32 protein-coding genes and 1 pseudogene are annotated in these 21,714 nt (G+C 67.7%); 31 read left to right on the top strand and 2 right to left on the bottom strand.

All coding sequences use genetic code 11. The annotated features are described in order from the left end of the window. Positions 1-96 precede the first annotated feature (96 nt). Positions 97-1,797: pseudogene (locus IF83_RS31020) on the bottom strand (SpoIIE family protein phosphatase); the annotation flags it as partial. Between the two features lie 1,911 nt (positions 1,798-3,708). Then, a complete protein-coding gene (locus IF83_RS0103725) occupies positions 3,709-3,942 on the bottom strand; it encodes a hypothetical protein (protein ID WP_244176816.1) in 234 nt (77 codons plus the stop codon). 231 nt (positions 3,943-4,173) lie between these two features. Between IF83_RS0103725 and panD the strand changes: the two genes are divergently transcribed. The 31 genes from panD (at position 4,174) to IF83_RS0103885 (ending at position 21,621) form a co-directional block, all read left to right on the top strand. Continuing rightward, positions 4,174-4,605, top strand: coding sequence for an aspartate 1-decarboxylase (panD, locus tag IF83_RS0103730; protein WP_030542563.1), 432 nt, complete (start codon positions 4,174-4,176; stop codon positions 4,603-4,605). Between the two features lie 479 nt (positions 4,606-5,084). Beyond that, positions 5,085-5,393, top strand: a complete 309-nt coding sequence (gene rpsJ, locus IF83_RS0103735; protein ID WP_004571821.1) for a 30S ribosomal protein S10 — start codon at positions 5,085-5,087, stop codon at positions 5,391-5,393. A gap of 13 nt (positions 5,394-5,406) precedes the next feature. Continuing rightward, a complete protein-coding gene (rplC, locus tag IF83_RS0103740; protein WP_019707822.1) occupies positions 5,407-6,051 on the top strand; it encodes a 50S ribosomal protein L3 in 645 nt (214 codons plus the stop codon). A 7-nt stretch (positions 6,052-6,058) separates the two neighbouring features. Next, the gene (gene rplD, locus IF83_RS0103745; RefSeq protein ID WP_030542564.1) at positions 6,059-6,733 is read left to right on the top strand and encodes a 50S ribosomal protein L4; all 675 of its coding nucleotides are present in this window, start codon (positions 6,059-6,061) and stop codon (positions 6,731-6,733) included. Beyond that, the gene (gene rplW, locus IF83_RS0103750) at positions 6,733-7,065 is read left to right on the top strand and encodes a 50S ribosomal protein L23 (RefSeq protein ID WP_030542565.1); all 333 of its coding nucleotides are present in this window, start codon (positions 6,733-6,735) and stop codon (positions 7,063-7,065) included. The genes rplD and rplW overlap by 1 nt, the downstream gene beginning before the upstream one ends. A 39-nt stretch (positions 7,066-7,104) precedes the next feature. Further along, positions 7,105-7,941 (top strand): 50S ribosomal protein L2, encoded by an 837-nt coding sequence (gene rplB, locus IF83_RS0103755; RefSeq protein ID WP_030542566.1) that lies wholly within the window; start codon positions 7,105-7,107, stop codon positions 7,939-7,941. Positions 7,942-7,953: 12 nt separating this feature from the next. After that, a complete protein-coding gene (gene rpsS / locus IF83_RS0103760; protein ID WP_019707826.1) occupies positions 7,954-8,235 on the top strand; it encodes a 30S ribosomal protein S19 in 282 nt (93 codons plus the stop codon). Positions 8,236-8,278: 43 nt separating this feature from the next. Beyond that, a complete protein-coding gene (gene rplV, locus IF83_RS0103765; RefSeq protein WP_030542567.1) occupies positions 8,279-8,626 on the top strand; it encodes a 50S ribosomal protein L22 in 348 nt (115 codons plus the stop codon). Then, the gene (rpsC, locus tag IF83_RS0103770) at positions 8,626-9,465 is read left to right on the top strand and encodes a 30S ribosomal protein S3 (protein WP_019707828.1); all 840 of its coding nucleotides are present in this window, start codon (positions 8,626-8,628) and stop codon (positions 9,463-9,465) included. The genes rplV and rpsC overlap by 1 nt, the downstream gene beginning before the upstream one ends. Before the next feature lie 3 nt (positions 9,466-9,468). Continuing rightward, complete coding sequence (rplP, locus tag IF83_RS0103775) at positions 9,469-9,888, top strand: 50S ribosomal protein L16 (RefSeq protein WP_006604880.1); 420 nt, start codon at positions 9,469-9,471, stop codon at positions 9,886-9,888. After that, on the top strand, positions 9,888-10,112 hold the full coding sequence (gene rpmC, locus IF83_RS0103780) for a 50S ribosomal protein L29 (protein WP_030542568.1): 225 nt from the start codon (positions 9,888-9,890) through the stop codon (positions 10,110-10,112). Before rplP ends, rpmC begins: the two co-directional genes overlap by 1 nt. Then, positions 10,112-10,396: a 30S ribosomal protein S17 gene (rpsQ, locus tag IF83_RS0103785; RefSeq protein WP_030542569.1), complete on the top strand. Its 285-nt coding sequence runs from the start codon at positions 10,112-10,114 to the stop codon at positions 10,394-10,396. The genes rpmC and rpsQ overlap by 1 nt, the downstream gene beginning before the upstream one ends. Positions 10,397-10,521: 125 nt before the next feature. After that, positions 10,522-10,890, top strand: coding sequence for a 50S ribosomal protein L14 (gene rplN, locus IF83_RS0103790; RefSeq protein ID WP_019707831.1), 369 nt, complete (start codon positions 10,522-10,524; stop codon positions 10,888-10,890). Positions 10,891-10,893: 3 nt separating this feature from the next. After that, positions 10,894-11,217 carry a 50S ribosomal protein L24 gene (gene rplX, locus IF83_RS0103795; RefSeq protein WP_019707832.1) on the top strand — a complete coding sequence of 108 codons (324 nt, stop codon included), beginning with the start codon at positions 10,894-10,896 and terminating at the stop codon, positions 11,215-11,217. Continuing rightward, on the top strand, positions 11,217-11,777 hold the full coding sequence (gene rplE, locus IF83_RS0103800; RefSeq protein WP_019707833.1) for a 50S ribosomal protein L5: 561 nt from the start codon (positions 11,217-11,219) through the stop codon (positions 11,775-11,777). The genes rplX and rplE overlap by 1 nt, the downstream gene beginning before the upstream one ends. Positions 11,778-11,779: 2 nt before the next feature. Beyond that, complete coding sequence (locus IF83_RS0103805; RefSeq protein WP_003956452.1) at positions 11,780-11,965, top strand: type Z 30S ribosomal protein S14; 186 nt, start codon at positions 11,780-11,782, stop codon at positions 11,963-11,965. Positions 11,966-12,255: 290 nt separating this feature from the next. Next, the gene (rpsH, locus tag IF83_RS0103810; protein WP_019707834.1) at positions 12,256-12,654 is read left to right on the top strand and encodes a 30S ribosomal protein S8; all 399 of its coding nucleotides are present in this window, start codon (positions 12,256-12,258) and stop codon (positions 12,652-12,654) included. 19 nt (positions 12,655-12,673) lie between these two features. Beyond that, positions 12,674-13,213: a 50S ribosomal protein L6 gene (gene rplF, locus IF83_RS0103815; protein ID WP_030542570.1), complete on the top strand. Its 540-nt coding sequence runs from the start codon at positions 12,674-12,676 to the stop codon at positions 13,211-13,213. A gap of 3 nt (positions 13,214-13,216) precedes the next feature. Then, positions 13,217-13,600, top strand: coding sequence for a 50S ribosomal protein L18 (rplR, locus tag IF83_RS0103820; RefSeq protein WP_030542571.1), 384 nt, complete (start codon positions 13,217-13,219; stop codon positions 13,598-13,600). Positions 13,601-13,644: 44 nt separating this feature from the next. After that, positions 13,645-14,247 (top strand): 30S ribosomal protein S5, encoded by a 603-nt coding sequence (gene rpsE / locus IF83_RS0103825; protein ID WP_019707837.1) that lies wholly within the window; start codon positions 13,645-13,647, stop codon positions 14,245-14,247. Then, positions 14,247-14,429 carry a 50S ribosomal protein L30 gene (rpmD, locus tag IF83_RS0103830; protein ID WP_019707838.1) on the top strand — a complete coding sequence of 61 codons (183 nt, stop codon included), beginning with the start codon at positions 14,247-14,249 and terminating at the stop codon, positions 14,427-14,429. Before rpsE ends, rpmD begins: the two co-directional genes overlap by 1 nt. A gap of 1 nt (position 14,430) precedes the next feature. After that, on the top strand, positions 14,431-14,886 hold the full coding sequence (gene rplO / locus IF83_RS0103835; RefSeq protein WP_019707839.1) for a 50S ribosomal protein L15: 456 nt from the start codon (positions 14,431-14,433) through the stop codon (positions 14,884-14,886). 207 nt (positions 14,887-15,093) lie between these two features. After that, a complete protein-coding gene (secY, locus tag IF83_RS0103840; RefSeq protein WP_030542572.1) occupies positions 15,094-16,410 on the top strand; it encodes a preprotein translocase subunit SecY in 1,317 nt (438 codons plus the stop codon). Continuing rightward, positions 16,410-17,066, top strand: coding sequence for an adenylate kinase (locus tag IF83_RS0103845; protein WP_030542573.1), 657 nt, complete (start codon positions 16,410-16,412; stop codon positions 17,064-17,066). Before secY ends, IF83_RS0103845 begins: the two co-directional genes overlap by 1 nt. 123 nt (positions 17,067-17,189) lie before the next feature. After that, positions 17,190-18,032: a type I methionyl aminopeptidase gene (map, locus tag IF83_RS0103850; RefSeq protein WP_030542574.1), complete on the top strand. Its 843-nt coding sequence runs from the start codon at positions 17,190-17,192 to the stop codon at positions 18,030-18,032. A gap of 202 nt (positions 18,033-18,234) precedes the next feature. After that, the gene (gene infA, locus IF83_RS0103855; RefSeq protein WP_003956442.1) at positions 18,235-18,456 is read left to right on the top strand and encodes a translation initiation factor IF-1; all 222 of its coding nucleotides are present in this window, start codon (positions 18,235-18,237) and stop codon (positions 18,454-18,456) included. Between the two features lie 61 nt (positions 18,457-18,517). Then, positions 18,518-18,631 carry a 50S ribosomal protein L36 gene (rpmJ, locus tag IF83_RS0103860; RefSeq protein WP_003956441.1) on the top strand — a complete coding sequence of 38 codons (114 nt, stop codon included), beginning with the start codon at positions 18,518-18,520 and terminating at the stop codon, positions 18,629-18,631. A gap of 163 nt (positions 18,632-18,794) precedes the next feature. Continuing rightward, positions 18,795-19,175 carry a 30S ribosomal protein S13 gene (gene rpsM / locus IF83_RS0103865; protein ID WP_030542575.1) on the top strand — a complete coding sequence of 127 codons (381 nt, stop codon included), beginning with the start codon at positions 18,795-18,797 and terminating at the stop codon, positions 19,173-19,175. 103 nt (positions 19,176-19,278) lie between these two features. Then, entirely contained in the window at positions 19,279-19,683 is a 405-nt protein-coding gene (gene rpsK, locus IF83_RS0103870) for a 30S ribosomal protein S11 (RefSeq protein ID WP_009715860.1), read from the top strand. Between the two features lie 28 nt (positions 19,684-19,711). Then, positions 19,712-20,338 carry a 30S ribosomal protein S4 gene (rpsD, locus tag IF83_RS0103875; protein ID WP_030542576.1) on the top strand — a complete coding sequence of 209 codons (627 nt, stop codon included), beginning with the start codon at positions 19,712-19,714 and terminating at the stop codon, positions 20,336-20,338. 260 nt (positions 20,339-20,598) lie between these two features. Beyond that, complete coding sequence (locus IF83_RS0103885) at positions 20,599-21,621, top strand: DNA-directed RNA polymerase subunit alpha (protein ID WP_010473911.1); 1,023 nt, start codon at positions 20,599-20,601, stop codon at positions 21,619-21,621. The last annotated feature ends 93 nt before the right edge of the window (positions 21,622-21,714 follow it).

Consider the following 21,714-nt stretch of genomic DNA (forward strand, 5'->3'; position numbering starts at 1 on the left):
GGGTTCCGTCCTGCGGTGTCGCGGTGGCGCCGCCGGCGGATACGCCGTCCGGCGGCGGCGGCGGGGGCGGGCGGCCGGGTCCGCGGGCGGCGCCGGTCAGCCGCCGAGCGTCCCCGGTGTCGCCTGCTCCGCCCAGATGACCTTGCCGTCCTTGGTGTAGCGCGTGCCCCAGCGCTCGGCGAACTGGGCCACGAGGAAGAGGCCCCGTCCGCCCTCGTCCGTGCTGGCCGCGTAGCGCAGATGCGGCGAGGTGCTGCTGTGGTCGGAGACCTCGAAGGTGAGCGCACGGTCGCGGATCAACCGCACCTTGATGGGCCCCGTGGCGTGGCGCATGGCGTTGGTGATCAGTTCGCTGCAGATCAGCTCCGTGGTGTAAACGAGGTCCTCCAGCTCCCACTCCATGAGCCGGGCGGAGACGGCAGCGCGTACGCGGCGAACGGCGGCAGGCTCGCCCTCCACGTCCCACTCGGCGACCTGCCCGGGCCCCACCACCCGCGTACGGGCGACGAGCAGCGCGATGTCGTCGCTCTGGACCTCCGGGAGCAGGGCGTCGAGCACGGCGTCGCAGGTCTCCTCGGGCGAACGGTCCGCGCGCGCCAGCGTCTCGCGGAGCAACTGGAGCCCGGTGTCGACGTCCAGGTCGCGGCGCTCGACGAGGCCGTCGGTGAACAGGACGAGCCTGCTGCCCTCGGGCAGACGCAACTCGGCGCCTTCGAAGGGCAGTCCGCCGATGCCGAGGGGAAGGCAGGACGGCACGTCCAGGAACTCCACCGTCCCGTCGGGGTGTACGAGCGCGGGCGCAGGGTGGCCGGCGCTGGCGATGGCACAGTCGCCGGACACGGAGTCGTAGACCGCGTACAGGCAGGTGGCGCCGGTGACGGTGGTCTTGTCGCCGGCCGCGATCGCGTCCTGGTCGATAAGGGCGACCAACTCGTCGAGGTGGCTGAGGAGTTCGTCGGGCGGCAGGTCCAGGGGGGTGGAGAAGTTGTGCACGGCGGTGCGCAGCTGCCCCATGGTTGCCGCGGCATGCAGTCCGTGCCCGACGATGTCGCCCATGACCAGCGCCACCCTGGCGCCCGGCAGCGGGATGACGTCGAACCAGTCGCCGCCGACTGCCTGCGCGGGGAGGTAACGGGAAGCGACCTCGACGGCGTTCTGTTCGGGCAGCGCGCGGGGCAGCAGTCTCCGCTGCAGCGCCATGGCCAAGCCGTGCTCGCGGGTGTAGCGGCGTGCGTTGTCGAGGGACAGGGCGGCTCGAGTGGCCAGTTCGGCCGCGAGGGCCAGATCGTCCTGATCGAAGGGCTCGGGCTTCTCGGAGCGCCAGAAGTGGACGACGCCCAGCAGCACGCCGCGGGCGGACAGCGGCGCCGTGATGAGCGAATGGATCCCGTAGCCGATGATGCGGGAGCCCCGCGCGGGGTCCACCTCCTGCCATCGCGCGGCATCACGCAGACGAGGCACCAGGACCGCCTGCCCGCTCTCGACACTGCGGGCCTGTGGCGAGGACGGCCCGAAAGTGATCAGGTCACCGACGGCGAAGAAGGGCGCGTCGTCGCGGATACCGCTGACGGCCGCGCGCTGCATCCGCTTACTGCCGGTGCTTATGCCGTTCATCCCCGGTTCCTCATCGCGCAGCACGGACTCGGCCAGGTCGACGGCGACGTAGTCGGCGAAACGCGGAACCGCGACCTGCGTCAGCTCCTCGGCTGTACGGGTCACATCGAGGGTGGTGCCGATGCCGCCGGTCGCGTCGTAGAGCAACTTCAGCCGCCACCGGACCAGCTCGACCCTCTGCGACGCCTCGCCGATCATCTCCATCACTTCATCGGTGCCGACCTCCTCCTCTCCGGCCACCGCGGCGACCGCGAGCCGCGCGGACGCGGCGCCTACCGAACCAACGAGCTGGGCTTCCGCGTGATGGACCAGCTCCGGCGGCGCTTCGGCTGCCGGTGAGTCGGGTTTCCTTCCGTGGTAGGAGCGCAACGCCCGCTGGGCGCCCTCCCGCCCGAGGAAGCGCTCCAGCAGGGTCTGCAGTTCGCCGACCGTGGCACGGACCTGCCAGCGCCGCTCCCTGACGGGCTCTTCGAGAATTTCGACGAACTGCACCGCCTGCGCCCGCTCGGCAGCGTCCGGTCGGTCCGCGAGGGAGACTGCGACATACAGGCCGAAGTTCAGCAGTGCACTCCAGAACATCGCATGGCTGATCGGGTCCATCCCCGCCAGGCCGAGCAGCTGCTGTGGCCGGAGCAGTCCAATGCCGAGCGGGCCCTCCCGCAAGAAGGAAGCAGACAGTAGATCGGCATCGGCGAAGGTCGGCAGCACCAGGGTGTACGCCCACACGGCGAACCCCGCCACCAGGCCGACCAGCACGCCCCGGCGGGAACCACCCTTCCAGAACAGGCCGCCCAGGATGGCGGGCGCGAACTGTGCGACAGCCGCGAACGACACCAGGCCGATCGATACCAATGTCGTCTGCTCGCCCGCAACCCGGAAGTACGCGTACCCGAGCAGCAGGATCAGCACTATGGTCGCCCGGCGAATGCCCAGCACCAGCCCGGCGAGGTTGTCCCGGTGCGCCAGCCGGGATTTGCTGCGCAGCAGCAGCGGCATCACGAGTGAGTTCGACACCATGGTGCTGAGCGCGGTCGTCTCGACGATGACCATGCTGGTGGCCGCGCTGAGGCCGCCGATGAAGACGAGCAGGGCGAGTGCCTCCTGGCCTCCGGCCATCGGCAGGGTCAGCACATAGGTGTCGGCGTCGACGGCCTGTCCGAACCGCAGGAGCCCGCCGGCTGCGATCGGAAGCACGAAGATGCTGATCGCGAGCAGGTACAGCGGGAACAGCCACATCGCCCGCCTGAGGTGCTTCTCGTCGACGTTCTCGACAACGCCGATCTGCCACTGCCGGGGCAGCAGCACGATCGCCAGCATGGACAGCACCGTGAGCCAGACCCACATGCCGTAGCCGGTCTGCTCGCGCAGCGTGAACAGCGTGGTGAGGCCGGCGTCCGCGGCCCGGGAGAACAGGTCGTGGAGCCCTCCGAACATCCAGAAAGTCACAAAAATCCCGGCCGAGAGGAACGCCACGAGCTTGACCACGGACTCGAACGCGATGGCTGCGACCATGCCCTCGTGGCGTTCGGTGGCGTCCAGATGACGGGTGCCGAAGACGATGGTGAACGCGGCGAGCACCAGCGCCGCGTACAACCCGGTGTCCTGCAACAGCGGGATATGGCCCGGCTCGGACGTGACCACGGGGTGCCGCCGAATGACCGTAAAGGTGAGGGAGACCGCCTTGAGCTGCAGCGAGATGTAGGGAACAACCCCCACCACGGCGATGATCGTCACCAGACAGCCCAGTGCGGTGCTCTTGCCGTAGCGGGCGGAGACGAAGTCGGCCAGCGAGGTGACCCGGTGCCGGCGGCTCATCAGGATGATTCTGCGCAGCACCAGCCAGCCCAGCGCGAGCATGAGCGTCGGCCCCAGGTAGATCGGCAGGAAGCCGACGCCGGCCCTGGCGGCCCAGCCCACGCTGCCGTAGTACGTCCACGAGGTGGCGTACACGCCGAAGGACAGCGCGTAGATCGTGGGATTGTTGATGATGCTCCGACCGGAATCCGCCCGCCGGTCACCGTAGAAGGCCACAGCGAAGAGCAGGCCCAGATATCCGGCCGACACAGCGACGATGAACCAGGTCTGGAGCACGGCCTACCTCGATCTGCAGCCGATCACGGCGACCAGACCGATCACGGTCGCCCAGACGAGAAACAGGTAAGCCGCGAGAACGGGGACGCCCAGGACCTGGCCCATGTGATCGAACCGAGCCAGGAACGGCGGAACGGTCAGCACGAACCCCAACGCTGCTGCGGCCGTCAGGCGCAGACTGAGCTGCTCGTCGTCTCGCGACTCCGCCATGAGCTGCCTCCACGTCCTCAATGTCACGCTTCGCAACGTACACCCGCACTTGAGCAATATCACACTGCGGAGTCGGTCGGTGCCGTGGTGTGAAGGGCGCGCTGCTCGGTTCAACACGGCACTGAGGACGCCTGCCGGTCAGTGTGAGTGCTCGAACACCTGCCGGCGGCTGACTGGACATGCGGAACGATGTAGCCTCCAGTGAACGCCCTTGACCTGCGGGAGCGGGCAGGGAGCAGACGAATCGGGAGTTTCTTCGTGCTTCGTACCATGTTCAAGTCCAAGATCCACCGTGCCACCGTGACCCAGGCCGACCTGCACTACGTCGGCTCCGTCACCGTCGACGCCGATCTGCTGGACGCCGCCGACCTGCTGCCCGGCGAGCTGGTGCACATCGTGGACATCACCAACGGTGCCCGGCTGGAGACCTACGTCATCGAGGGCGAGCGGGGCTCCGGCGTCATCGGCATCAACGGGGCCGCCGCTCACCTGGTGCACCCCGGCGATCTGGTCATCCTGATCAGCTACGCCCAGGTCGAGGACGCCGAGGCGAGGGCGCTCAAGCCCCGTGTGGTGCACGTCGACGCGGACAACCGGATCGTCGAGCTCGGCAGCGACGCCTCCGCGCCCGTCCCGGGCACCGACCAGCAGCGCAGCCCCCAGGCGGTCCCGGCGGTCCCGGTCGGCTGACGGGGGCGGAGGCCGGCCGGAACGACTGGAGTCTGGACGCCGCCCGGGCCCGGCTCCCGTACGGGAGCCGGAAGCCGCGCGCGTGGGAGGGTTCCGGGCCCGTCCGGCGGGGTACGATCCCGGGTTCCCAATTGGCTACGGGCCTGCCCCGTGTGGCACACTGTCCAGGTTGCTCGGTTGAGTGCCGATGCTGCGCGCCTCCCGCCGGGAGGACTGGAAGCGAGTCCCGCAGTACTCGTCGCCTCTTATCAGGGGCGGAAGTACGGGAATCTTCCGGGAAGCGTCAGCGGGGTACCGGCCAGGCGCCCGGTGGGTGTCTTCCCCCGGCTCGCGGTCTTCGGGCCGCACCCCCTCAGCAGGGAATCCTTCGGGAAATCCGTACTGGCGGGAGTGCGACACGCCCGACCGCGTGGGTCGGAGAAAAGACGCTCACCCGCCGGGTCCCAGAGCGTTACGAGAGACAGGACTACGAAGTAGCCATGGCGGGACAGAAGATCCGCATCCGGCTCAAGGCCTACGACCACGAGGTCATCGACACTTCGGCGAAGAAGATCGTCGAGACGGTGACGCGCACTGGTGCGTCGGTCGCGGGCCCGGTGCCGCTGCCCACAGAGAAGAACGTGTACTGCGTCATCAAGTCGCCGCACAAGTACAAGGACTCGCGCGAGCACTTCGAGATGCGCACGCACAAGCGCCTCATCGACATCCTCGACCCCACGCCGAAGACCGTCGACTCGCTCATGCGTCTCGACCTGCCGGCGGGCGTCGACATCGAGATCAAGCTCTGAGGTGACGCGCGAGATGGCTAAGCAGATCAAGGGCGTCCTGGGCGAGAAGCTCGGCATGACGCAGGTGTGGGACGAGAACAACCGCGTCGTCCCGGTCACCGTCGTCAAGGCCGGTCCCTGCGTCGTGACCCAGGTCCGTACCGCTGACTCCGACGGCTACGACGCCGTCCAGATCGCCTTCGGCGAGATCGACCCGCGCAAGGTGAACAAGCCCCTCAAGGGCCACTTCGCCAAGGCCGACGTCACCCCGCGCCGCCACCTGGTGGAGCTGCGTACCACCGACGCCGGTGAGTACACGCTCGGCCAGGAGGTCACCGCCGAGGTGTTCGAGTCCGGTGTCAAGGTCGACGTGACCGGCACCAGCAAGGGCAAGGGCACCGCCGGTGTCATGAAGCGCCACGGCTTCGCCGGCCTCGGCGCCGGCCACGGCACCCAGCGCAAGCACCGCTCGCCGGGCTCCATCGGTGGCTGCGCCACGCCGGGCCGCGTGTTCAAGGGCCTGCGCATGGCCGGCCGCATGGGCAATGAGCGGGTCACCACCCAGAACCTGACCGTCCATGCCGTTGACGCGGAGAAGGGCCTGCTCCTGATCAAGGGAGCGGTTCCTGGTCCGAACGGCGGCCTCGTCCTGGTCCGTACCGCGGCCAAGGGGGCCTGAGGTAACGATGAGCACCATTGACATCCTTTCGCCGGCAGGCGACAAGGCCGGGACCGTCGAGCTCCCCGCGGAGATCTTCGACGCGCAGGTCAGCATTCCGCTGATCCACCAGGTCGTCGTCGCCCAGCTGGCCGCTGCCCGTCAGGGCACGCACAAGACCAAGACCCGTGGCGAGGTCCGCGGCGGTGGCAAGAAGCCGTACCGCCAGAAGGGCACCGGCCGCGCCCGTCAGGGCTCGACCCGCGCGCCGCAGTTCGCCGGTGGTGGCGTCGTGCACGGTCCCGTGCCGCGCGACTACTCGCAGCGCACCCCGAAGAAGATGAAGGCCGCCGCGCTCCGCGGTGCCCTCTCGGACCGGGCGCGCCACGGCCGTATCCACGTCGTCACCGGCGTGGTCGAGGGCGAGATCTCCACCAAGGCCGCGAAGTCCCTGCTGGGCAAGGTCAGCGAGCGCAAGAACGTGCTCCTGGTCGCCGAGCGGTCCGACGAGGCCGCGTGGCTCTCCGCCCGCAACCTGCCCCAGGTGCACCTCCTGGAGCCGGGCCAGCTGAACACGTACGACGTGCTCGTCTCCGACGACGTGGTCTTCACGCAGGCCGCCTACGAGCGTTTTGTGGCGGGTCCCGCCGCGGCCGCCAAGGCTGTCGCCTCCGAGGCTGAGCTCGAAGGGAGCAACGCCTGATGAGCGAGGCAACGGCAACCGCGGTCACCAGCAAGACCTTCACGGACCACCGTGACATCCTGGTCAAGCCGGTGGTCTCGGAGAAGAGCTACGCGCTGCTGGACGAGAACAAGTACACGTTCATCGTCGACCCGCGCGCCAACAAGACCCAGATCAAGCAGGCCGTCGAGGCGGTCTTCTCGGTCAAGGTCACCGGGGTCAACACGATCAACCGGCAGGGCAAGCGCAAGCGCACCCGCACCGGTTACGGCAAGCGCAAGGACACCAAGCGCGCCATCGTGACCCTCGCCGAGGGCGACCGTATCGACATCTTCGGCGGCCCGGTCTCCTAAGGGAGTCCGAGTCGTCCGGAATCGGACGAGGACTGAGAAATGGGTATCCGCAAGTACAAGCCGACGACCCCGGGCCGTCGTGGCTCCAGCGTCGCCGACTTCGTCGAGATCACGCGGTCCACGCCGGAGAAGTCGCTGGTCCGCCCCCTGCACAGCAAGGGCGGCCGTAACAACGCCGGTCGTGTGACCGTTCGCCACCAGGGCGGTGGCCACAAGCGCGCCTACCGCGTGATCGACTTCCGTCGTCACGACAAGGACGGCGTGCCGGCCAAGGTCGCGCACATCGAGTACGACCCCAACCGCACCGCGCGCATCGCGCTGCTGCACTACGTGGACGGCGAGAAGCGCTACATCCTCGCCCCGCGCGGTCTGAAGCAGGGCGACCGGATCGAGAACGGCCCGGGCGCGGACATCAAGCCGGGCAACAACCTGGCGCTCCGCAACATCCCGGTCGGTACCACGCTGCACGCCATCGAGCTGCGGCCCGGCGGCGGCGCCAAGTTCGCCCGCTCCGCGGGTGCCTCGGTGCAGCTGCTGGCGAAGGAGGGCACCATGGCCCACCTCCGCATGCCGTCCGGTGAGATCCGCCTGGTCGACGTCCGCTGCCGCGCCACGGTCGGCGAGGTCGGTAACGCCGAGCAGTCGAACATCAACTGGGGCAAGGCCGGCCGCATGCGCTGGAAGGGCGTCCGCCCGACCGTCCGCGGTGTCGTGATGAACCCCGTCGACCACCCGCACGGTGGTGGTGAGGGCAAGACCTCCGGTGGTCGCCACCCGGTCTCGCCGTGGGGTCAGAAGGAGGGCCGTACGCGCTCGCCGAAGAAGGCCAGCAACAAGTACATCGTCCGCCGCCGCAAGACGAACAAGAAGCGCTAGGAGCGGGTTCAGATGCCGCGCAGTCTCAAGAAGGGGCCCTTCGTCGACGACCACCTGATCAAGAAGGTGGACGTACAGAACGACGCGGGGACCAAGAACGTCATCAAGACCTGGTCCCGCCGCTCCATGATCGTCCCGGCCATGCTCGGCCACACGATCGCGGTGCACGACGGCCGCAAGCACGTCCCGGTGTTCATCACCGAGTCGATGGTCGGCCACAAGCTCGGCGAGTTCGCGCCGACCCGCACCTTCCGCGGCCACGTCAAGGACGACCGCAAGTCGAAGCGTCGTTGACGGGCGGGGTGTGAAGACCATGACAGACACCGAAGGGACAACCATGGAAGCCAGGGCCCAGGCGCGGTACATCCGCGTCACGCCCATGAAGGCCCGCCGCGTGGTGGACCTCATCCGTGGCATGGATGCCACGGAGGCTCAGGCGGTCCTGCGTTTCGCCCCGCAGGCCGCGAGCGTGCCGGTGGCCAAGGTGCTCGACAGCGCCATCGCCAATGCCGCACACAACTACGACCACACCGACGCCGGCAGCCTCTTCATCTCCGAGGCGTACGTCGACGAGGGCCCGACCCTGAAGCGGTTCCGGCCGCGCGCCCAGGGCCGCGCCTACCGGATCCGCAAGCGGACCAGCCACATCACCGTGGTCGTCAGCAGCAAGGAAGGAACCCGGTAATGGGCCAGAAGGTTAACCCGCACGGGTTCCGGCTCGGCATCACCACGGACTTCAAGTCCCGCTGGTACGCCGACAAGCTGTACAAGGACTACGTCAAGGAAGACGTCGCCATCCGCCGGATGATGACGAAGGGCATGGAGCGTGCCGGTATCTCCAAGGTGGAGATCGAGCGCACCCGTGACCGCGTCCGCGTCGACATCCACACCGCCCGGCCGGGCATCGTCATCGGCCGCCGCGGTGCGGAGGCCGACCGCATCCGCGGCGAGCTGGAGAAGCTCACCGGCAAGCAGGTCCAGCTGAACATCCTCGAGGTCAAGAACCCCGAGACGGATGCCCAGCTGGTCGCGCAGGCCGTCGCCGAGCAGCTCTCCTCCCGCGTCTCCTTCCGTCGCGCCATGCGCAAGAGCATGCAGTCGACGATGAAGGCCGGCGCCAAGGGCATCAAGATCCAGTGCGGTGGCCGCCTCGGCGGCGCCGAGATGTCCCGCTCGGAGTTCTACCGCGAGGGCCGTGTGCCCCTGCACACGCTTCGCGCGAACGTCGACTACGGCTTCTTCGAGGCCAAGACCACCTTCGGCCGCATCGGCGTGAAGGTGTGGATCTACAAGGGCGACGTCAAGAACATCGCCGAGGTTCGGGCCGAGAACGCCGCTGCCCGTGCCGGTAACCGCCCCGCCCGCGGCGGCGGCGACCGGCCGGCCCGCGGTGGCGGCCGTGGTGGCGAGCGCGGTGGCCGCGGTCGTAAGCCCCAGCAGCAGTCGGCTCCGGCCGCCGAGGCCAAGGCCGAGGCTCCCGCTGCCGCCGCCGCTGAGCCGAGCGCTGCCGGAAAGGAGAGCTGACCCATGCTGATCCCTCGTAGGGTCAAGCACCGCAAGCAGCACCACCCCAAGCGCAGCGGTATGGCCAAGGGTGGTACGGAGCTGGCGTTCGGCGAGTACGGCATCCAGGCCGTGACCCCGGCCTATGTGACCAACCGGCAGATCGAGTCCGCTCGTATCGCCATGACCCGTCACATCAAGCGTGGCGGCAAGGTCTGGATCAACATCTACCCGGACCGCCCGCTCACGAAGAAGCCCGCCGAGACCCGCATGGGTTCCGGTAAGGGTTCTCCCGAGTGGTGGGTCGCGAACGTCAAGCCCGGCCGGGTGATGTTCGAGCTGTCCTTCCCGAACGAAAAGGTTGCCAAGGAGGCGCTGACCCGCGCCGCCCACAAGCTTCCGATGAAGTGCCGGATCGTCCGGCGCGAGGCAGGTGAGTCGTGATGGCGGCCGGTACCAAGGCGACCGAGCTGCGTGAGCTGGGCGACGAGGATCTCGTCGCGAAGCTTCGCGAGGCCAAGGAGGAGCTGTTCAACCTCCGCTTCCAGGCGGCGACCGGACAGCTCGAGAACCACGGCCGGCTGAAGGCCGTCCGCAAGGACATCGCCCGCATCTACACCCTGATGCGTGAGCGCGAGCTCGGCATCGAGACGGTGGAGAGCGCCTGATGAGCGAGACGAATGTGACTGCTGAGAAGAACGAGCGCGGCTTCCGCAAGACCCGTGAGGGTCTGGTCGTCAGCGACAAGATGGACAAGACCGTCGTCGTCGCCGTCGAGGACCGCGTCAAGCACGCGCTGTACGGCAAGGTCGTCCGCCGTACCAACAAGCTCAAGGCGCACGACGAGCAGAACGCTGCCGGTGTCGGCGACCGCGTCCTCCTGATGGAGACCCGGCCGCTGTCCGCCACCAAGCGCTGGCGCATCGTCGAGATCCTCGAGAAGGCCAAGTAGGCCATTCCCGCCCGGGAATGCCTCGTAATACATCCTGAGGTCTCTCCTCAGGACAGTTCCGCCAGGCTCGGCGGGGGCTCCCACGGAGCCCCCGCCGGGAACCGGCAGACGATCAGGAGATAGACGTGATCCAGCAGGAGTCGCGACTGCGGGTCGCCGACAACACTGGTGCGAAGGAGATCCTTTGCATCCGTGTTCTCGGTGGCTCCGGTCGTCGCTACGCGGGCATCGGTGACGTCATCGTCGCCACCGTGAAGGATGCGATTCCCGGCGGCAACGTGAAGAAGGGTGACGTCATCAAGGCGGTCATCGTTCGCACGGTGAAGGAGCGCCGCCGCGCCGACGGCTCGTACATCCGCTTCGACGAGAACGCGGCCGTCATCCTCAAGAACGACGGTGACCCCCGCGGCACCCGCATCTTCGGCCCCGTGGGCCGGGAGCTGCGCGAGAAGAAGTTCATGAAGATCATCTCGCTCGCGCCGGAGGTGCTGTAACCGATGAAGATCAAGAAGGGCGACCTGGTCCAGGTCATCACCGGTAAGGACAAGGGCAAGCAGGGCAAGGTCATCCAGGCCTTCCCCCGCGAGGACCGCGTCCTGGTCGAGGGTGTCAACCGGGTCAAGAAGCACACCAAGGCCGGCCAGACCGCCCGCGGTTCGAAGACCGGCGGCATCGTCACGACCGAGGCCCCCATCCACGTGAGCAACGTTCAGCTCGTGGTGGAGAAGGACGGCAAGAAGGTCGTCTCGCGTGTCGGCTACCGCTTCGACGACGAAGGCAACAAGATCCGCGTTGCCAAGCGGACCGGTGAGGACATCTGATGAGTGCCACCACAGTGACCCCGCGCCTCAAGCAGCGCTACCGCGAGGAGATCACGGGCAAGCTGCGTGAGGAGTTCTCCTACGAGAACGTCATGCAGATCCCGGGCCTCACCAAGATCGTGGTCAACATGGGTGTGGGCGACGCCGCCCGCGACTCCAAGCTGATCGAGGGCGCCATCCGCGACCTCGCCACGATCACCGGCCAGAAGCCGTCGGTCACCAAGGCCCGTAAGTCCATCGCGCAGTTCAAGCTGCGCGAGGGCCAGCCGATCGGCGCCCACGTCACCCTCCGCGGTGACCGCATGTGGGAGTTCCTGGACCGGCTGCTGTCGCTCGCGCTGCCGCGCATCCGCGACTTCCGCGGTCTGTCGCCGAAGCAGTTCGACGGCCGGGGCAACTACACCTTCGGTCTCACGGAGCAGGTCATGTTCCACGAGATCGACCAGGACAAGATCGACCGGGTCCGGGGCATGGACATCACCGTGGTCACCACGGCGACCAACGACGACGAGGGCCGTGCCCTGCTGCGTCACCTCGGCTTCCCGTTCAAGGAGAACTGACCGTGGCGAAGAAGGCTCTGATCGCTAAGGCCGCCCGCAAGCCGAAGTTCGGCGTGCGCGCGTACACCCGCTGCCAGCGCTGTGGCCGGCCGCACTCCGTCTACCGCAAGTTCGGCCTCTGCCGTGTGTGCCTCCGTGAGATGGCGCACCGCGGCGAGCTGCCGGGCGTGACCAAGAGCTCCTGGTAATCCCTCCCGCCGCCCGGCCCGCCCCTCGCGGGTGGTCACCGGGCGACGGGACGCAGGGACCAGCCAGGACTCTCGGTAAGCACGTGGCCGGCGAGGGCCCGGCCCGGACCACTCCGCGGTTCCCGTAGAGTGGAAGGGTTGGGCGTTCGCCGTCCATGGCCGTCCGCGGGCACAGCCCGCTATGACACTTACTACGCCGTAGGTCCCCGCGCCGCACCCGTCCCGGAACACATTCCGGGGAGAGGGATGGCGCAGATAGGAAACCCCGGCGAGAGAGGCCGAAGGCCATCATGACCATGACCGATCCGATCGCAGACATGCTGACTCGTCTGCGAAACGCCAACTCGGCTTATCACGACACCGTCGTGATGCCGCACAGCAAGATCAAGTCGCACATCGCGGAGATCCTCCAGCAGGAGGGCTTCATCACCGGCTGGAAGACCGAGGACGCCGAGGTGGGCAAGAACCTCGTTCTCGAGCTGAAGTTCGGCCCCAACCGCGAGCGCTCGATCGCCGGCATCAAGCGGATTTCGAAGCCGGGCCTGCGGGTCTACGCAAAGTCCACCAATCTGCCGAAGGTGCTCGGCGGCCTGGGCGTGGCGATCATCTCCACGTCCCACGGGCTGCTCACCGGCCAGCAGGCGCAGAAGAAGGGCGTGGGTGGGGAAGTCCTCGCCTACGTCTGGTAGTCGGGAAGGAGGAACTGCAATGTCGCGCATCGGCAAGCTCCCCATCCCGGTTCCCGCCGGCGTGGACGTCACCATCGATGGCCGTACGGTCGCCGTGAAGGGTCCCAAGGGCTCCCTCTCGCACACCGTCGCCGCGCCCATCGAGGTCAGCAAGGGCGACGACGGTCTCATCACCGTCTCCCGCCCCAATGACGAGCGTCAGAACAAGGCCCTGCACGGCCTGTCCCGCACGCTGGTGGCGAACATGATCACCGGGGTGACCCAGGGATACAGCAAGAAGCTCGAAATCAGCGGTGTTGGTTACCGTGTCCAGGCGAAGGGCTCCAACCTGGAGTTCGCGCTGGGCTACAGCCACCCGATCGTGATCGAGGCCCCGGAGGGCATCACCTTCAAGGTGGAGTCCCCGACCAAGCTGAGTGTCGAGGGCATCGACAAGCAGAAGGTCGGCGAGGTCGCGGCCAACATCCGCAAGCTGCGGAAGCCCGACCCGTACAAGGCCAAGGGCGTGAAGTACGCCGGCGAGGTCATCCGGCGCAAGGTCGGAAAGGCTGGTAAGTAAGCCATGGCATTCGGCGTGAAGATCGCCAAGGGCGACGCCCGCAAGCGCGCCGCCATCAAGCGTCGCCACATCCGCGTCCGCAAGCGGATCTCCGGTACCCCGGAGCGTCCCCGCCTGGTCGTGACGCGCACCAACCGTCACATGACCGCCCAGGTCATCGACGACATCGCGGGCCACACGCTGGCCTCCGCGTCGACCCTGGACGAGTCCATCCGCGGTAACGAGGGCGACAAGAGCTCCCAGGCTCAGAAGGTCGGCGCCCTGGTGGCCGAGCGGGCCAAGGCCGCCGGCATCGAGGCCGTCGTGTTCGACCGCGGTGGCAACCAGTACGCCGGGCGGATCGCCGCTCTGGCCGACGCCGCCCGCGAGGCCGGGCTCAAGTTCTGAGCACGGTTCCGTAGCAGCGGACGTAAACGAGAGAGGTAAATCCAATGGCTGGACCCCAGCGCCGCGGTGGCGGCGCCGGTGGCGGCGAGCGGCGGGACCGTAAGGGCCGGGACGGCGGCGCTGCCGCCGAGAAGACCGCGTACGTTGAGCGCGTTGTCGCGATCAACCGTGTTGCCAAGGTTGTGAAGGGTGGTCGTCGCTTCAGCTTCACCGCGCTGGTCGTGGTGGGCGATGGTGACGGCACCGTGGGCGTCGGATACGGCAAGGCCAAGGAGGTGCCGGCCGCCATCGCCAAGGGTGTGGAGGAGGCCAAGAAGCACTTCTTCAAGGTCCCCCGGATCCAGGGCACCATCCCGCACCCGATCCAGGGCGAGAAGGCCGCGGGCGTCGTCCTGCTCAAGCCTGCTTCCCCCGGTACCGGTGTGATCGCGGGTGGCCCGGTGCGCGCCGTGCTGGAGTGCGCGGGCATCCACGACGTGCTGAGCAAGTCCCTCGGTTCGTCGAACCCGATCAACATCGTGCACGCCACGGTGACGGCTCTCCGCGGGCTGCAGCGCCCGGAGGAGATCGCCGCCCGCCGCGGCCTGCCCCTGGAGGACGTCGCCCCCGCGGCTCTGCTGCGGGCGCGTGCGGGAGCGGGTGCGTAATGGCCCGTCTCAAGATCACGCAGAAGAAGTCCTACATCGGCAGCAAGCAGAACCACCGCGACACCCTTCGTTCGCTCGGCCTGAAGCGCGTGAACGACGTGGTCGTCAAGGAGGACCGTCCCGAGATCCGCGGCATGGCGCAGACCGTGCGGCACCTCGTCACGGTTGAGGAGGTCGACTGACATGGCGGACGACAAGCCGCTGAAGGTCCACAACCTCCGGCCCGCCCCGGGCGCCAAGACCGCCAAGACCCGTGTGGGTCGTGGTGAGGCGTCCAAGGGTAAGACCGCTGGTCGTGGCACCAAGGGTACGAAGGCCCGCTACCAGGTTCCGGAGCGCTTCGAGGGCGGGCAGATGCCCCTCCACATGCGTCTTCCGAAGCTGAAGGGCTTCAAGAACCCGTTCCGCACCGAGTACCAGGTCGTGAACCTGGACAAGCTGGCCGCGCTCTACCCGCAGGGTGGCGAGGTCACGGTGGCCGATCTGGTCGCCAAGGGCGCGGTTCGCAAGAACCAGCTCGTGAAGGTGCTCGGCACCGGTGAGGTGTCCGTGGCGCTGCAGGTGACGGTGGACGCCGTCTCCGGCTCCGCCAAGGAGAAGATCACCGCCGCCGGTGGCTCCGTGACCGAACTCGTCTGAGTTCGCCGGGCCGCTTGAACGGACCAACCGGGGATGCCCTAACGGGGCATCCCCGGTTGGTCGTTCCGCCCGGGGCACGTCCGCCGGTAAGGTGGCGTGCGTTACTGTCCGCGTGGCGTGTGCCTCCGCGGCTATTGACTGCTTTGTATCCGTCGACCCTCAAGACCGTCACCTCTCGCGCCTGGCGCGGGGGGCGCAGGAGGCACCGTGCTCACCGCGTTCGCCCGGGCGTTCAAGACGCCCGACCTGCGCAAGAAGCTGCTGTTCACGTTGGGCATCATCGTGCTCTTCCGACTCGGGGCCCATATTCCGGTCCCCGGGGTCAGCTACGTCAACGTCAACTACTGCATGGATGCGGCGAAGGGCCAGGGCGGGGATCTCTTCGGCCTGGTCAACATGTTCAGCGGCGGCGCACTGCTGCAGCTGACGGTTTTCGCGCTCGGCATCATGCCGTACATCACGGCCAGCATCATTCTGCAGCTGCTCGTGGTGGTGATTCCGCGTCTCGAGGCCCTGAAGAAGGAGGGCCAGAGCGGCCAGGCGAAGATCACGCAGTACACCCGCTATCTGACCGTGGCGCTCGGTGTCCTGCAGGGCACCGGTCTGGTGGCCACCGCCCGCAGCGGCTCGCTCTTCCCGGGCTGTGACCGGGCGTCCGAGATCATCCCGGACCAGTCGATCTTCACGACCGCCGTCATGGTCATCACCATGACCGCCGGCACCGCCCTGGTGATGTGGCTCGGCGAGCTCATCACGGACCGCGGCATCGGCAACGGCATGTCGATCCTGATGTTCATCGCGATCGCCGCCGGCTTCACCGGTTCGCTGTGGCAGATCAAGCTGTCGGGCAAGATCGTCGACGGCTGGGTGGAATTCGGCGCCGTGATCCTGGTGGGTCTGGCGATGGTCGCCCTGGTGGTCTTCGTCGAGCAGGCCCAGCGGCGCATTCCGGTGCAGTACGCGAAGCGCATGATCGGCCGCCGGTCCTACGGCGGTACGTCCACGTACATTCCGTTGAAGGTGAACCAGGCGGGTGTGATTCCCGTCATCTTCGCGGCTTCGCTGCTCTACATTCCGGCCCTGCTGGTGCAGTTCAGCAACTCGACTGCCGGCTGGGCGACTTGGGTTCAGGCGAATCTGGTCTCACCCGACAGCGCGATGTACATCATCACCTACTTTGTGATGATTATCTTCTTCGCGTTCTTCTACGTGGCGATCACCTTCAACCCCGAAGAAGTCGCCGACAACATGAAGAAGTATGGTGGCTTCATCCCGGGCATCCGGGCTGGACGTCCGACCGCTGAGTACTTGAGCTACGTGCTCAACCGCATCACGTGGCCGGGCTCGCTGTACCTGGGCTTGATCGCATTGGTGCCAACGGTGGCACTGGTTCTGTTCAACGCCGATCAGAACTTCCCCTTCGGCGGAACGAGCATCCTCATCATCGTGGGTGTCGGTCTGGAGACGGTGAAGCAGATCGAGAGCCAGCTTCAGCAGCGTAACTACGAAGGGTTCCTCCGCTGATGCGAATCGTCCTCGTCGGGCCGCCTGGCGCCGGAAAGGGTACGCAGGCCGCGTACCTGGCCAAGAATCTCTCCATTCCGCACATCTCCACCGGTGATCTCTTCCGCGCCAACATCAGCCAGGGCACGCCCCTCGGCAAGCAGGCGCAGGAGTTCATGAAGGCCGGGGAGCTCGTCCCCGACGAGGTGACCGTCGGAATGGCGAGGGACCGGATGAGCCAGGCGGACGCCGCCGAGGGCTTCCTGCTGGACGGCTTCCCGCGCAACCTGGACCAGGCCAAGGCGCTCGACGAGATCCTCGCCGCGGAGGGCACCGCCCTCGACGGCGTGCTGGACCTGGAGGTCCCCGAGGACGAGGTCGTGAAGCGGATCGCCGGCCGGCGGACCTGCCGCAGCGACAGCTCGCACACCTACCACGTCGAATACAAGAAGCCGAAGACCGACGGCGTCTGCGACGAGTGCGGTGGCGAGCTCTACCAGCGTGAGGACGACCGCGAGGAGACCGTCCGCAAGCGGCTGGAGGTCTACCACCGGGAGACCGAGCCGATCATCGACTACTACCGGGCCCAGGGCCTGGTGGTGACGATCTCGGCGCTCGGCAAGGTCGCCGAGGTGACCGAGCGGGCGATGGCCGCACTCAGCCGGGAAGCGGTCTGAGAACAGAGAAGTACGGTACGGCCGCGGCGCCCCCCTCGGGGCATCGCGGCCGTACCGTTGTTGTGTACGCACGGACCGGGCGGTGCCCGGGTCCGGTGAGGACGGAAGGCGGAAGGCGCCCCCATGGTGGAGATCAAGACTCCGGAGCAGATCGCGAAGATGCGTGAGGCCGGGCTGGTCGTCGCGCGCATCCATGAGGCGTGCCGGGCGGCGGCGGTCCCGGGGGCGACGACCAAGGACCTCGACGACATCGCCCGCAAGGTGCTGGCCGAGCACGGCGCCAAGTCGAACTTCCTCGGCTACGGCGGCTTCCCGGCGACCATCTGCACCTCGGTCAACGACGTGGTGGTGCACGGCATCCCGGACACCGCGACCGTGCTGCGCGACGGGGACATCATCTCCATCGACGCCGGCGCGGTGATCGACGGCTGGCACGGAGACGCGGCCCTCACCGTCTTCGTCGGCGGCGGGCACGCCCCCGAGCTGGTGGAGCTCAGCCGGGTCACCGAGGAGTCGATGTGGGCCGGCATCGCCGCGGTGAAGCAGGGCAACCGCCTGGTGGACATCTCCAAGGCGATCGAGGGCTACATCCGCCGCCAGCCCCGCCCGTCCGGCGGCAAGTACGGGATCGTCCAGGACTACGGCGGCCACGGCATCGGCTCGCAGATGCACATGGACCCGCATCTGCTGAACTACGTCGACCGCAAGCGCGGCCGCGGCCCGCGCCTCGTGCCCGGCTTCTGCATCGCGATCGAGCCGATGGTGAGCCTCGGCACCCCCAGGACGCACGTCCTCCCCGACGAGTGGACCGTGAAGACCGACGACGGCAGCTGGAGCAGCCACTGGGAGCACTCGGTGGCCCTCACCGAGGAGGGCCCGCTGGTGCTCACCGCCTTCGACGGCGGACGGGCCAAGCTGGCGGAGTACGGCGTCACGACCGCTCCGGACCCCTGCGCCGGGTCCTGAGACCCGGGCGGCAGCGGGCCGGGCCGGGGCCGGAACGGGGCCGGCCCGGAAGATCCGCGGCGGCGCGGAGGCATAAGGATCTCCGCAGGAGGGAAGCTAGATTAGTCTTTCCGGTTGCCGTCGCGTAGACTGACACGTCGGATCACGCCTGTCCTCGGGCATGCCGTGAGCCGATCAAGGTAGCCGATTCGAAAGGCGAAGCGTGGCCAAGAAGCAAGGTGCCATCGAGATCGAGGGCACCGTGATCGAGTCTCTGCCGAACGCCATGTTCAAGGTGGAGCTCCAGAACGGTCACAAGGTCCTCGCGCACATCAGCGGCAAGATGCGGATGCACTACATCCGTATCCTTCCCGACGACCGGGTCGTGGTGGAGCTCTCTCCGTACGACCTGACGCGCGGCCGGATCGTCTACCGCTACAAGTAGATCTCGTGATCGTTCCGCCTTCGGGCGGGGTGGTCGCACGACCCGGAGAACCTCACATCCCATGAAGGTCAAGCCGAGCGTCAAGAAGATCTGCGACAAGTGCAAGGTGATCCGCCGTCACGGCCGGGTCATGGTCATCTGTGACAACCTGCGCCACAAGCAGCGCCAGGGCTGACACCGACTCGCACTGAAGCAGTTCGCGCGACGCACCACAGACAGAACCGCAGTCATCCGTCCCTCGCGCAGGGGCGACACCCCCGGCGGAGGCCGGGGACCCGGCGGCCGAGCCGCCGGGAGAGATGCTGTGGAAGACCTCCGATGCAATCAGGAGCCAATCGATGGCACGCCTTTCCGGCGTTGACCTCCCGCGCGAGAAGCGCGTCGAGGTCGCCCTCACCTACGTTTTCGGTATCGGGCGCTCCCTGGCCCAGCAGACGCTGGACGCCACGGGCGTGAACCCGGACACCCGTGTCCGGGACCTGGCCGAAGAGGATCTGATCAAGATCCGCGAGTACGTGGACGCCAACCTCAAGACCGAGGGTGACCTCCGCCGCGAGATCCAGGCCGACATCCGCCGCAAGGTCGAGATCGGCAGCTACCAGGGTCTGCGCCACCGCCGCGGTCTGCCCGTGCGCGGTCAGCGCACGAGCACCAACGCCCGCACCCGCAAGGGCCCGCGTCGCGCGATCGCCGGCAAGAAGAAGCCGGGCAAGAAGTAGTCCGCTCCGGACGCCACCGCGGTCCTCCGGGATGCGTCCCGGAAGTCCGCTGTCACCGCGGTCCGGCAGGTAGGACCGACCACCTCCACAGGAGTTTCTGAGTATGCCTCCGAAGAGCCGTACGGCCGGCGCCAAGAAGGTGCGCCGCAAGGAGAAGAAGAACGTCGCCCACGGGCACGCTCACATCAAGAGCACGTTCAACAACACGATCGTCTCGATCACCGACCCCACGGGCAACGTGATCTCCTGGGCCTCGGCCGGCCACGTCGGCTTCAAGGGCTCGCGCAAGTCGACCCCGTTCGCCGCGCAGATGGCCGCCGAGTCGGCCGCGCGCCGCGCGCAGGAGCACGGCATGCGCAAGGTCGACGTCTTCGTCAAGGGTCCCGGCTCCGGCCGTGAGACCGCGATCCGCTCCCTCCAGGCCACCGGCCTCGAGGTCGGCTCGATCCAGGACGTGACCCCCACCCCGCACAACGGATGCCGGCCGCCCAAGCGCCGCCGCGTCTGAGCCGGCTGAAGTAGGAGACAAACAAACAATGGCGCGTTACACCGGGGCCGACTGCAAGCGATGCCGTCGGGAGAAGCAGAAGCTCTTCCTCAAGGGGAGCAAGTGCGAGAGCGCGAAGTGCCCGATCGAGATCCGTCCTTACCCCCCGGGTGAGCACGGTCGCGGGCGCACCAAGGACAGCGAGTACCTGCTGCAGAAGCGTGAGAAGCAGAAGGCCGCTCGCATCTACGGTGTCCTTGAGAAGCAGTTCCGTGGTTACTTCGAGGAAGCCAACCGCAAGCAGGGCAAGACCGGCGAGAACCTGCTGCGCATCCTCGAGACCCGGCTGGACAACGTGGTCTACCGCGCGGGCTTCGCCAAGTCCCGCGACCACGCCCGCCAGCTGGTCAAGCACGGTCACATCACCATCAACGGCCGCAAGAACGACATCCCGTCGTCCCGCGTGTCCGTGAACGACATCATCGAGGTCCGCAAGTCCTCGCTGGAGCTGACGCCGTTCGTCGTCGCTCGGGCGGAGGCCGGCGAGAAGACCGTTCCGGCGTGGCTGGAGGCCATCCCGTCGAAGATGCGGATCCTCGTGCACAGCCTGCCCGAGCGCCAGGTGATCGACACCCAGGTGCAGGAGCAGCTGATCGTCGAGCTCTACTCGAAGTAACCCGGGTGAGCCGGCAGCTCCTGCGGCCTTGCTCCGGGCGGTGCCACGCGCGCTGCTTGGGGTACGGGGATTACTCCCCGGGGGATCGCAGCATCGACACCCAGGTGCAGGAGCAGCTGATCGTCGAGCTCTACTCGAAGTAAGGGCTCGTAACAGCTGAGGGGCGGGCGGCCGAAGCGGGGAATCCCGCGGCGGCCGCCCGTATCCTTGGCACTGTCCGGCATCAAATAGCGGGTGCCGAAGACTGAAGGAGTACATCCATGCTGATCGCTCAGCGCCCCTCGTTGACCGAAGAGGTCGTCGACGAATACCGCTCCCGGTTCGTGATCGAGCCGCTGGAGCCGGGCTTCGGCTACACCCTCGGCAACTCCCTCCGCCGCACGCTGCTCTCCTCGATCCCCGGTGCCGCCGTCACCAGCATCCGGATCGACGGGGTCCTGCACGAGTTCACCACCGTGCCGGGCGTCAAGGAGGACGTCACTGACCTCATCCTCAACATCAAGCAGCTCGTCGTCTCCTCCGAGCACGACGAGCCCGTGGTGATGTACCTGCGCAAGCAGGGCCCGGGGCTGGTCACGGCCGCGGACATCGCCCCGCCGGCCGGTGTCGAGGTGCACAACCCGGACCTCGTCCTCGCCACGCTGAACGGCAAGGGCAAGCTGGAGATGGAGCTGACCGTCGAGCGCGGCCGCGGCTACGTCTCCGCCGTCCAGAACAAGCAGCTGGGCCAGGAGATCGGCCGGATCCCGGTGGACTCCATCTACAGCCCGGTGCTCAAGGTCACCTACAAGGTCGAGGCGACCCGTGTCGAGCAGCGCACCGACTTCGACAAGCTGATCGTCGACGTCGAGACCAAGCAGGCCATGCGCCCCCGTGACGCCATGGCCTCGGCCGGCAAGACCCTGGTCGAGCTGTTCGGTCTGGCCCGCGAGCTCAACATCGACGCCGAGGGCATCGACATGGGCCCGTCCCCGACGGACGCCGCCCTGGCCGCCGATCTGGCGCTGCCGATCGAGGAGCTGGAGCTCACGGTCCGTTCGTACAACTGTCTCAAGCGTGAGGGCATCCACTCCGTGGGTGAGCTCGTGGCGCGCAGTGAGGCCGATCTGCTGGACATCCGCAACTTCGGTGCCAAGTCGATCGACGAGGTCAAGGCGAAGCTGGCCGGCATGGGCCTGGCCCTCAAGGACAGCCCGCCCGGATTCGACCCGACCGCCGCCGCGGACGCCTTCGGGGCGGACGACGACGCGGACGCGGGCTTCGTGGAGACCGAGCAGTACTGAGTCCGCCTCCGGCGGGGCGGCGGTTCGGCACCCTTGGTGCCGTGATTCCGCCCCGCCGGCCGCGGGCGTCGTCCTCACGGCTGAGGTGAGGGC

The organism is Streptomyces albus subsp. albus (assembly GCF_000719865.1).
Lineage (GTDB): Bacteria > Actinomycetota > Actinomycetes > Streptomycetales > Streptomycetaceae > Streptomyces > Streptomyces albus_E.

Coding starts and splice junctions, on each gene's coding strand:
- rpsC (WP_019707828.1), top strand. CDS start 8,626: ATGGGCCAGAAGGTTAACCCGCACGGGTTCCGGCTCGGCATCACCACG.
- rplF (WP_030542570.1), top strand. CDS start 12,674: ATGTCGCGCATCGGCAAGCTCCCCATCCCGGTTCCCGCCGGCGTGGAC.
- rplV (WP_030542567.1), top strand. CDS start 8,279: ATGGAAGCCAGGGCCCAGGCGCGGTACATCCGCGTCACGCCCATGAAG.
- rpsD (WP_030542576.1), top strand. CDS start 19,712: ATGGCGCGTTACACCGGGGCCGACTGCAAGCGATGCCGTCGGGAGAAG.
- IF83_RS0103845 (WP_030542573.1), top strand. CDS start 16,410: ATGCGAATCGTCCTCGTCGGGCCGCCTGGCGCCGGAAAGGGTACGCAG.
- rplO (WP_019707839.1), top strand. CDS start 14,431: ATGGCGGACGACAAGCCGCTGAAGGTCCACAACCTCCGGCCCGCCCCG.
- rpsE (WP_019707837.1), top strand. CDS start 13,645: ATGGCTGGACCCCAGCGCCGCGGTGGCGGCGCCGGTGGCGGCGAGCGG.
- rpsJ (WP_004571821.1), top strand. CDS start 5,085: ATGGCGGGACAGAAGATCCGCATCCGGCTCAAGGCCTACGACCACGAG.
- rplP (WP_006604880.1), top strand. CDS start 9,469: ATGCTGATCCCTCGTAGGGTCAAGCACCGCAAGCAGCACCACCCCAAG.
- rpsK (WP_009715860.1), top strand. CDS start 19,279: ATGCCTCCGAAGAGCCGTACGGCCGGCGCCAAGAAGGTGCGCCGCAAG.
- rplE (WP_019707833.1), top strand. CDS start 11,217: ATGAGTGCCACCACAGTGACCCCGCGCCTCAAGCAGCGCTACCGCGAG.
- rpmD (WP_019707838.1), top strand. CDS start 14,247: ATGGCCCGTCTCAAGATCACGCAGAAGAAGTCCTACATCGGCAGCAAG.
- rplC (WP_019707822.1), top strand. CDS start 5,407: ATGGCTAAGCAGATCAAGGGCGTCCTGGGCGAGAAGCTCGGCATGACG.
- map (WP_030542574.1), top strand. CDS start 17,190: ATGGTGGAGATCAAGACTCCGGAGCAGATCGCGAAGATGCGTGAGGCC.
- rpmJ (WP_003956441.1), top strand. CDS start 18,518: ATGAAGGTCAAGCCGAGCGTCAAGAAGATCTGCGACAAGTGCAAGGTG.
- IF83_RS0103885 (WP_010473911.1), top strand. CDS start 20,599: ATGCTGATCGCTCAGCGCCCCTCGTTGACCGAAGAGGTCGTCGACGAA.
- rpsH (WP_019707834.1), top strand. CDS start 12,256: ATGACCATGACCGATCCGATCGCAGACATGCTGACTCGTCTGCGAAAC.
- rpmC (WP_030542568.1), top strand. CDS start 9,888: ATGGCGGCCGGTACCAAGGCGACCGAGCTGCGTGAGCTGGGCGACGAG.
- rplD (WP_030542564.1), top strand. CDS start 6,059: ATGAGCACCATTGACATCCTTTCGCCGGCAGGCGACAAGGCCGGGACC.
- rplB (WP_030542566.1), top strand. CDS start 7,105: ATGGGTATCCGCAAGTACAAGCCGACGACCCCGGGCCGTCGTGGCTCC.
- rplR (WP_030542571.1), top strand. CDS start 13,217: ATGGCATTCGGCGTGAAGATCGCCAAGGGCGACGCCCGCAAGCGCGCC.
- rpsQ (WP_030542569.1), top strand. CDS start 10,112: ATGAGCGAGACGAATGTGACTGCTGAGAAGAACGAGCGCGGCTTCCGC.
- rpsM (WP_030542575.1), top strand. CDS start 18,795: ATGGCACGCCTTTCCGGCGTTGACCTCCCGCGCGAGAAGCGCGTCGAG.
- rplX (WP_019707832.1), top strand. CDS start 10,894: ATGAAGATCAAGAAGGGCGACCTGGTCCAGGTCATCACCGGTAAGGAC.
- rpsS (WP_019707826.1), top strand. CDS start 7,954: ATGCCGCGCAGTCTCAAGAAGGGGCCCTTCGTCGACGACCACCTGATC.
- rplW (WP_030542565.1), top strand. CDS start 6,733: ATGAGCGAGGCAACGGCAACCGCGGTCACCAGCAAGACCTTCACGGAC.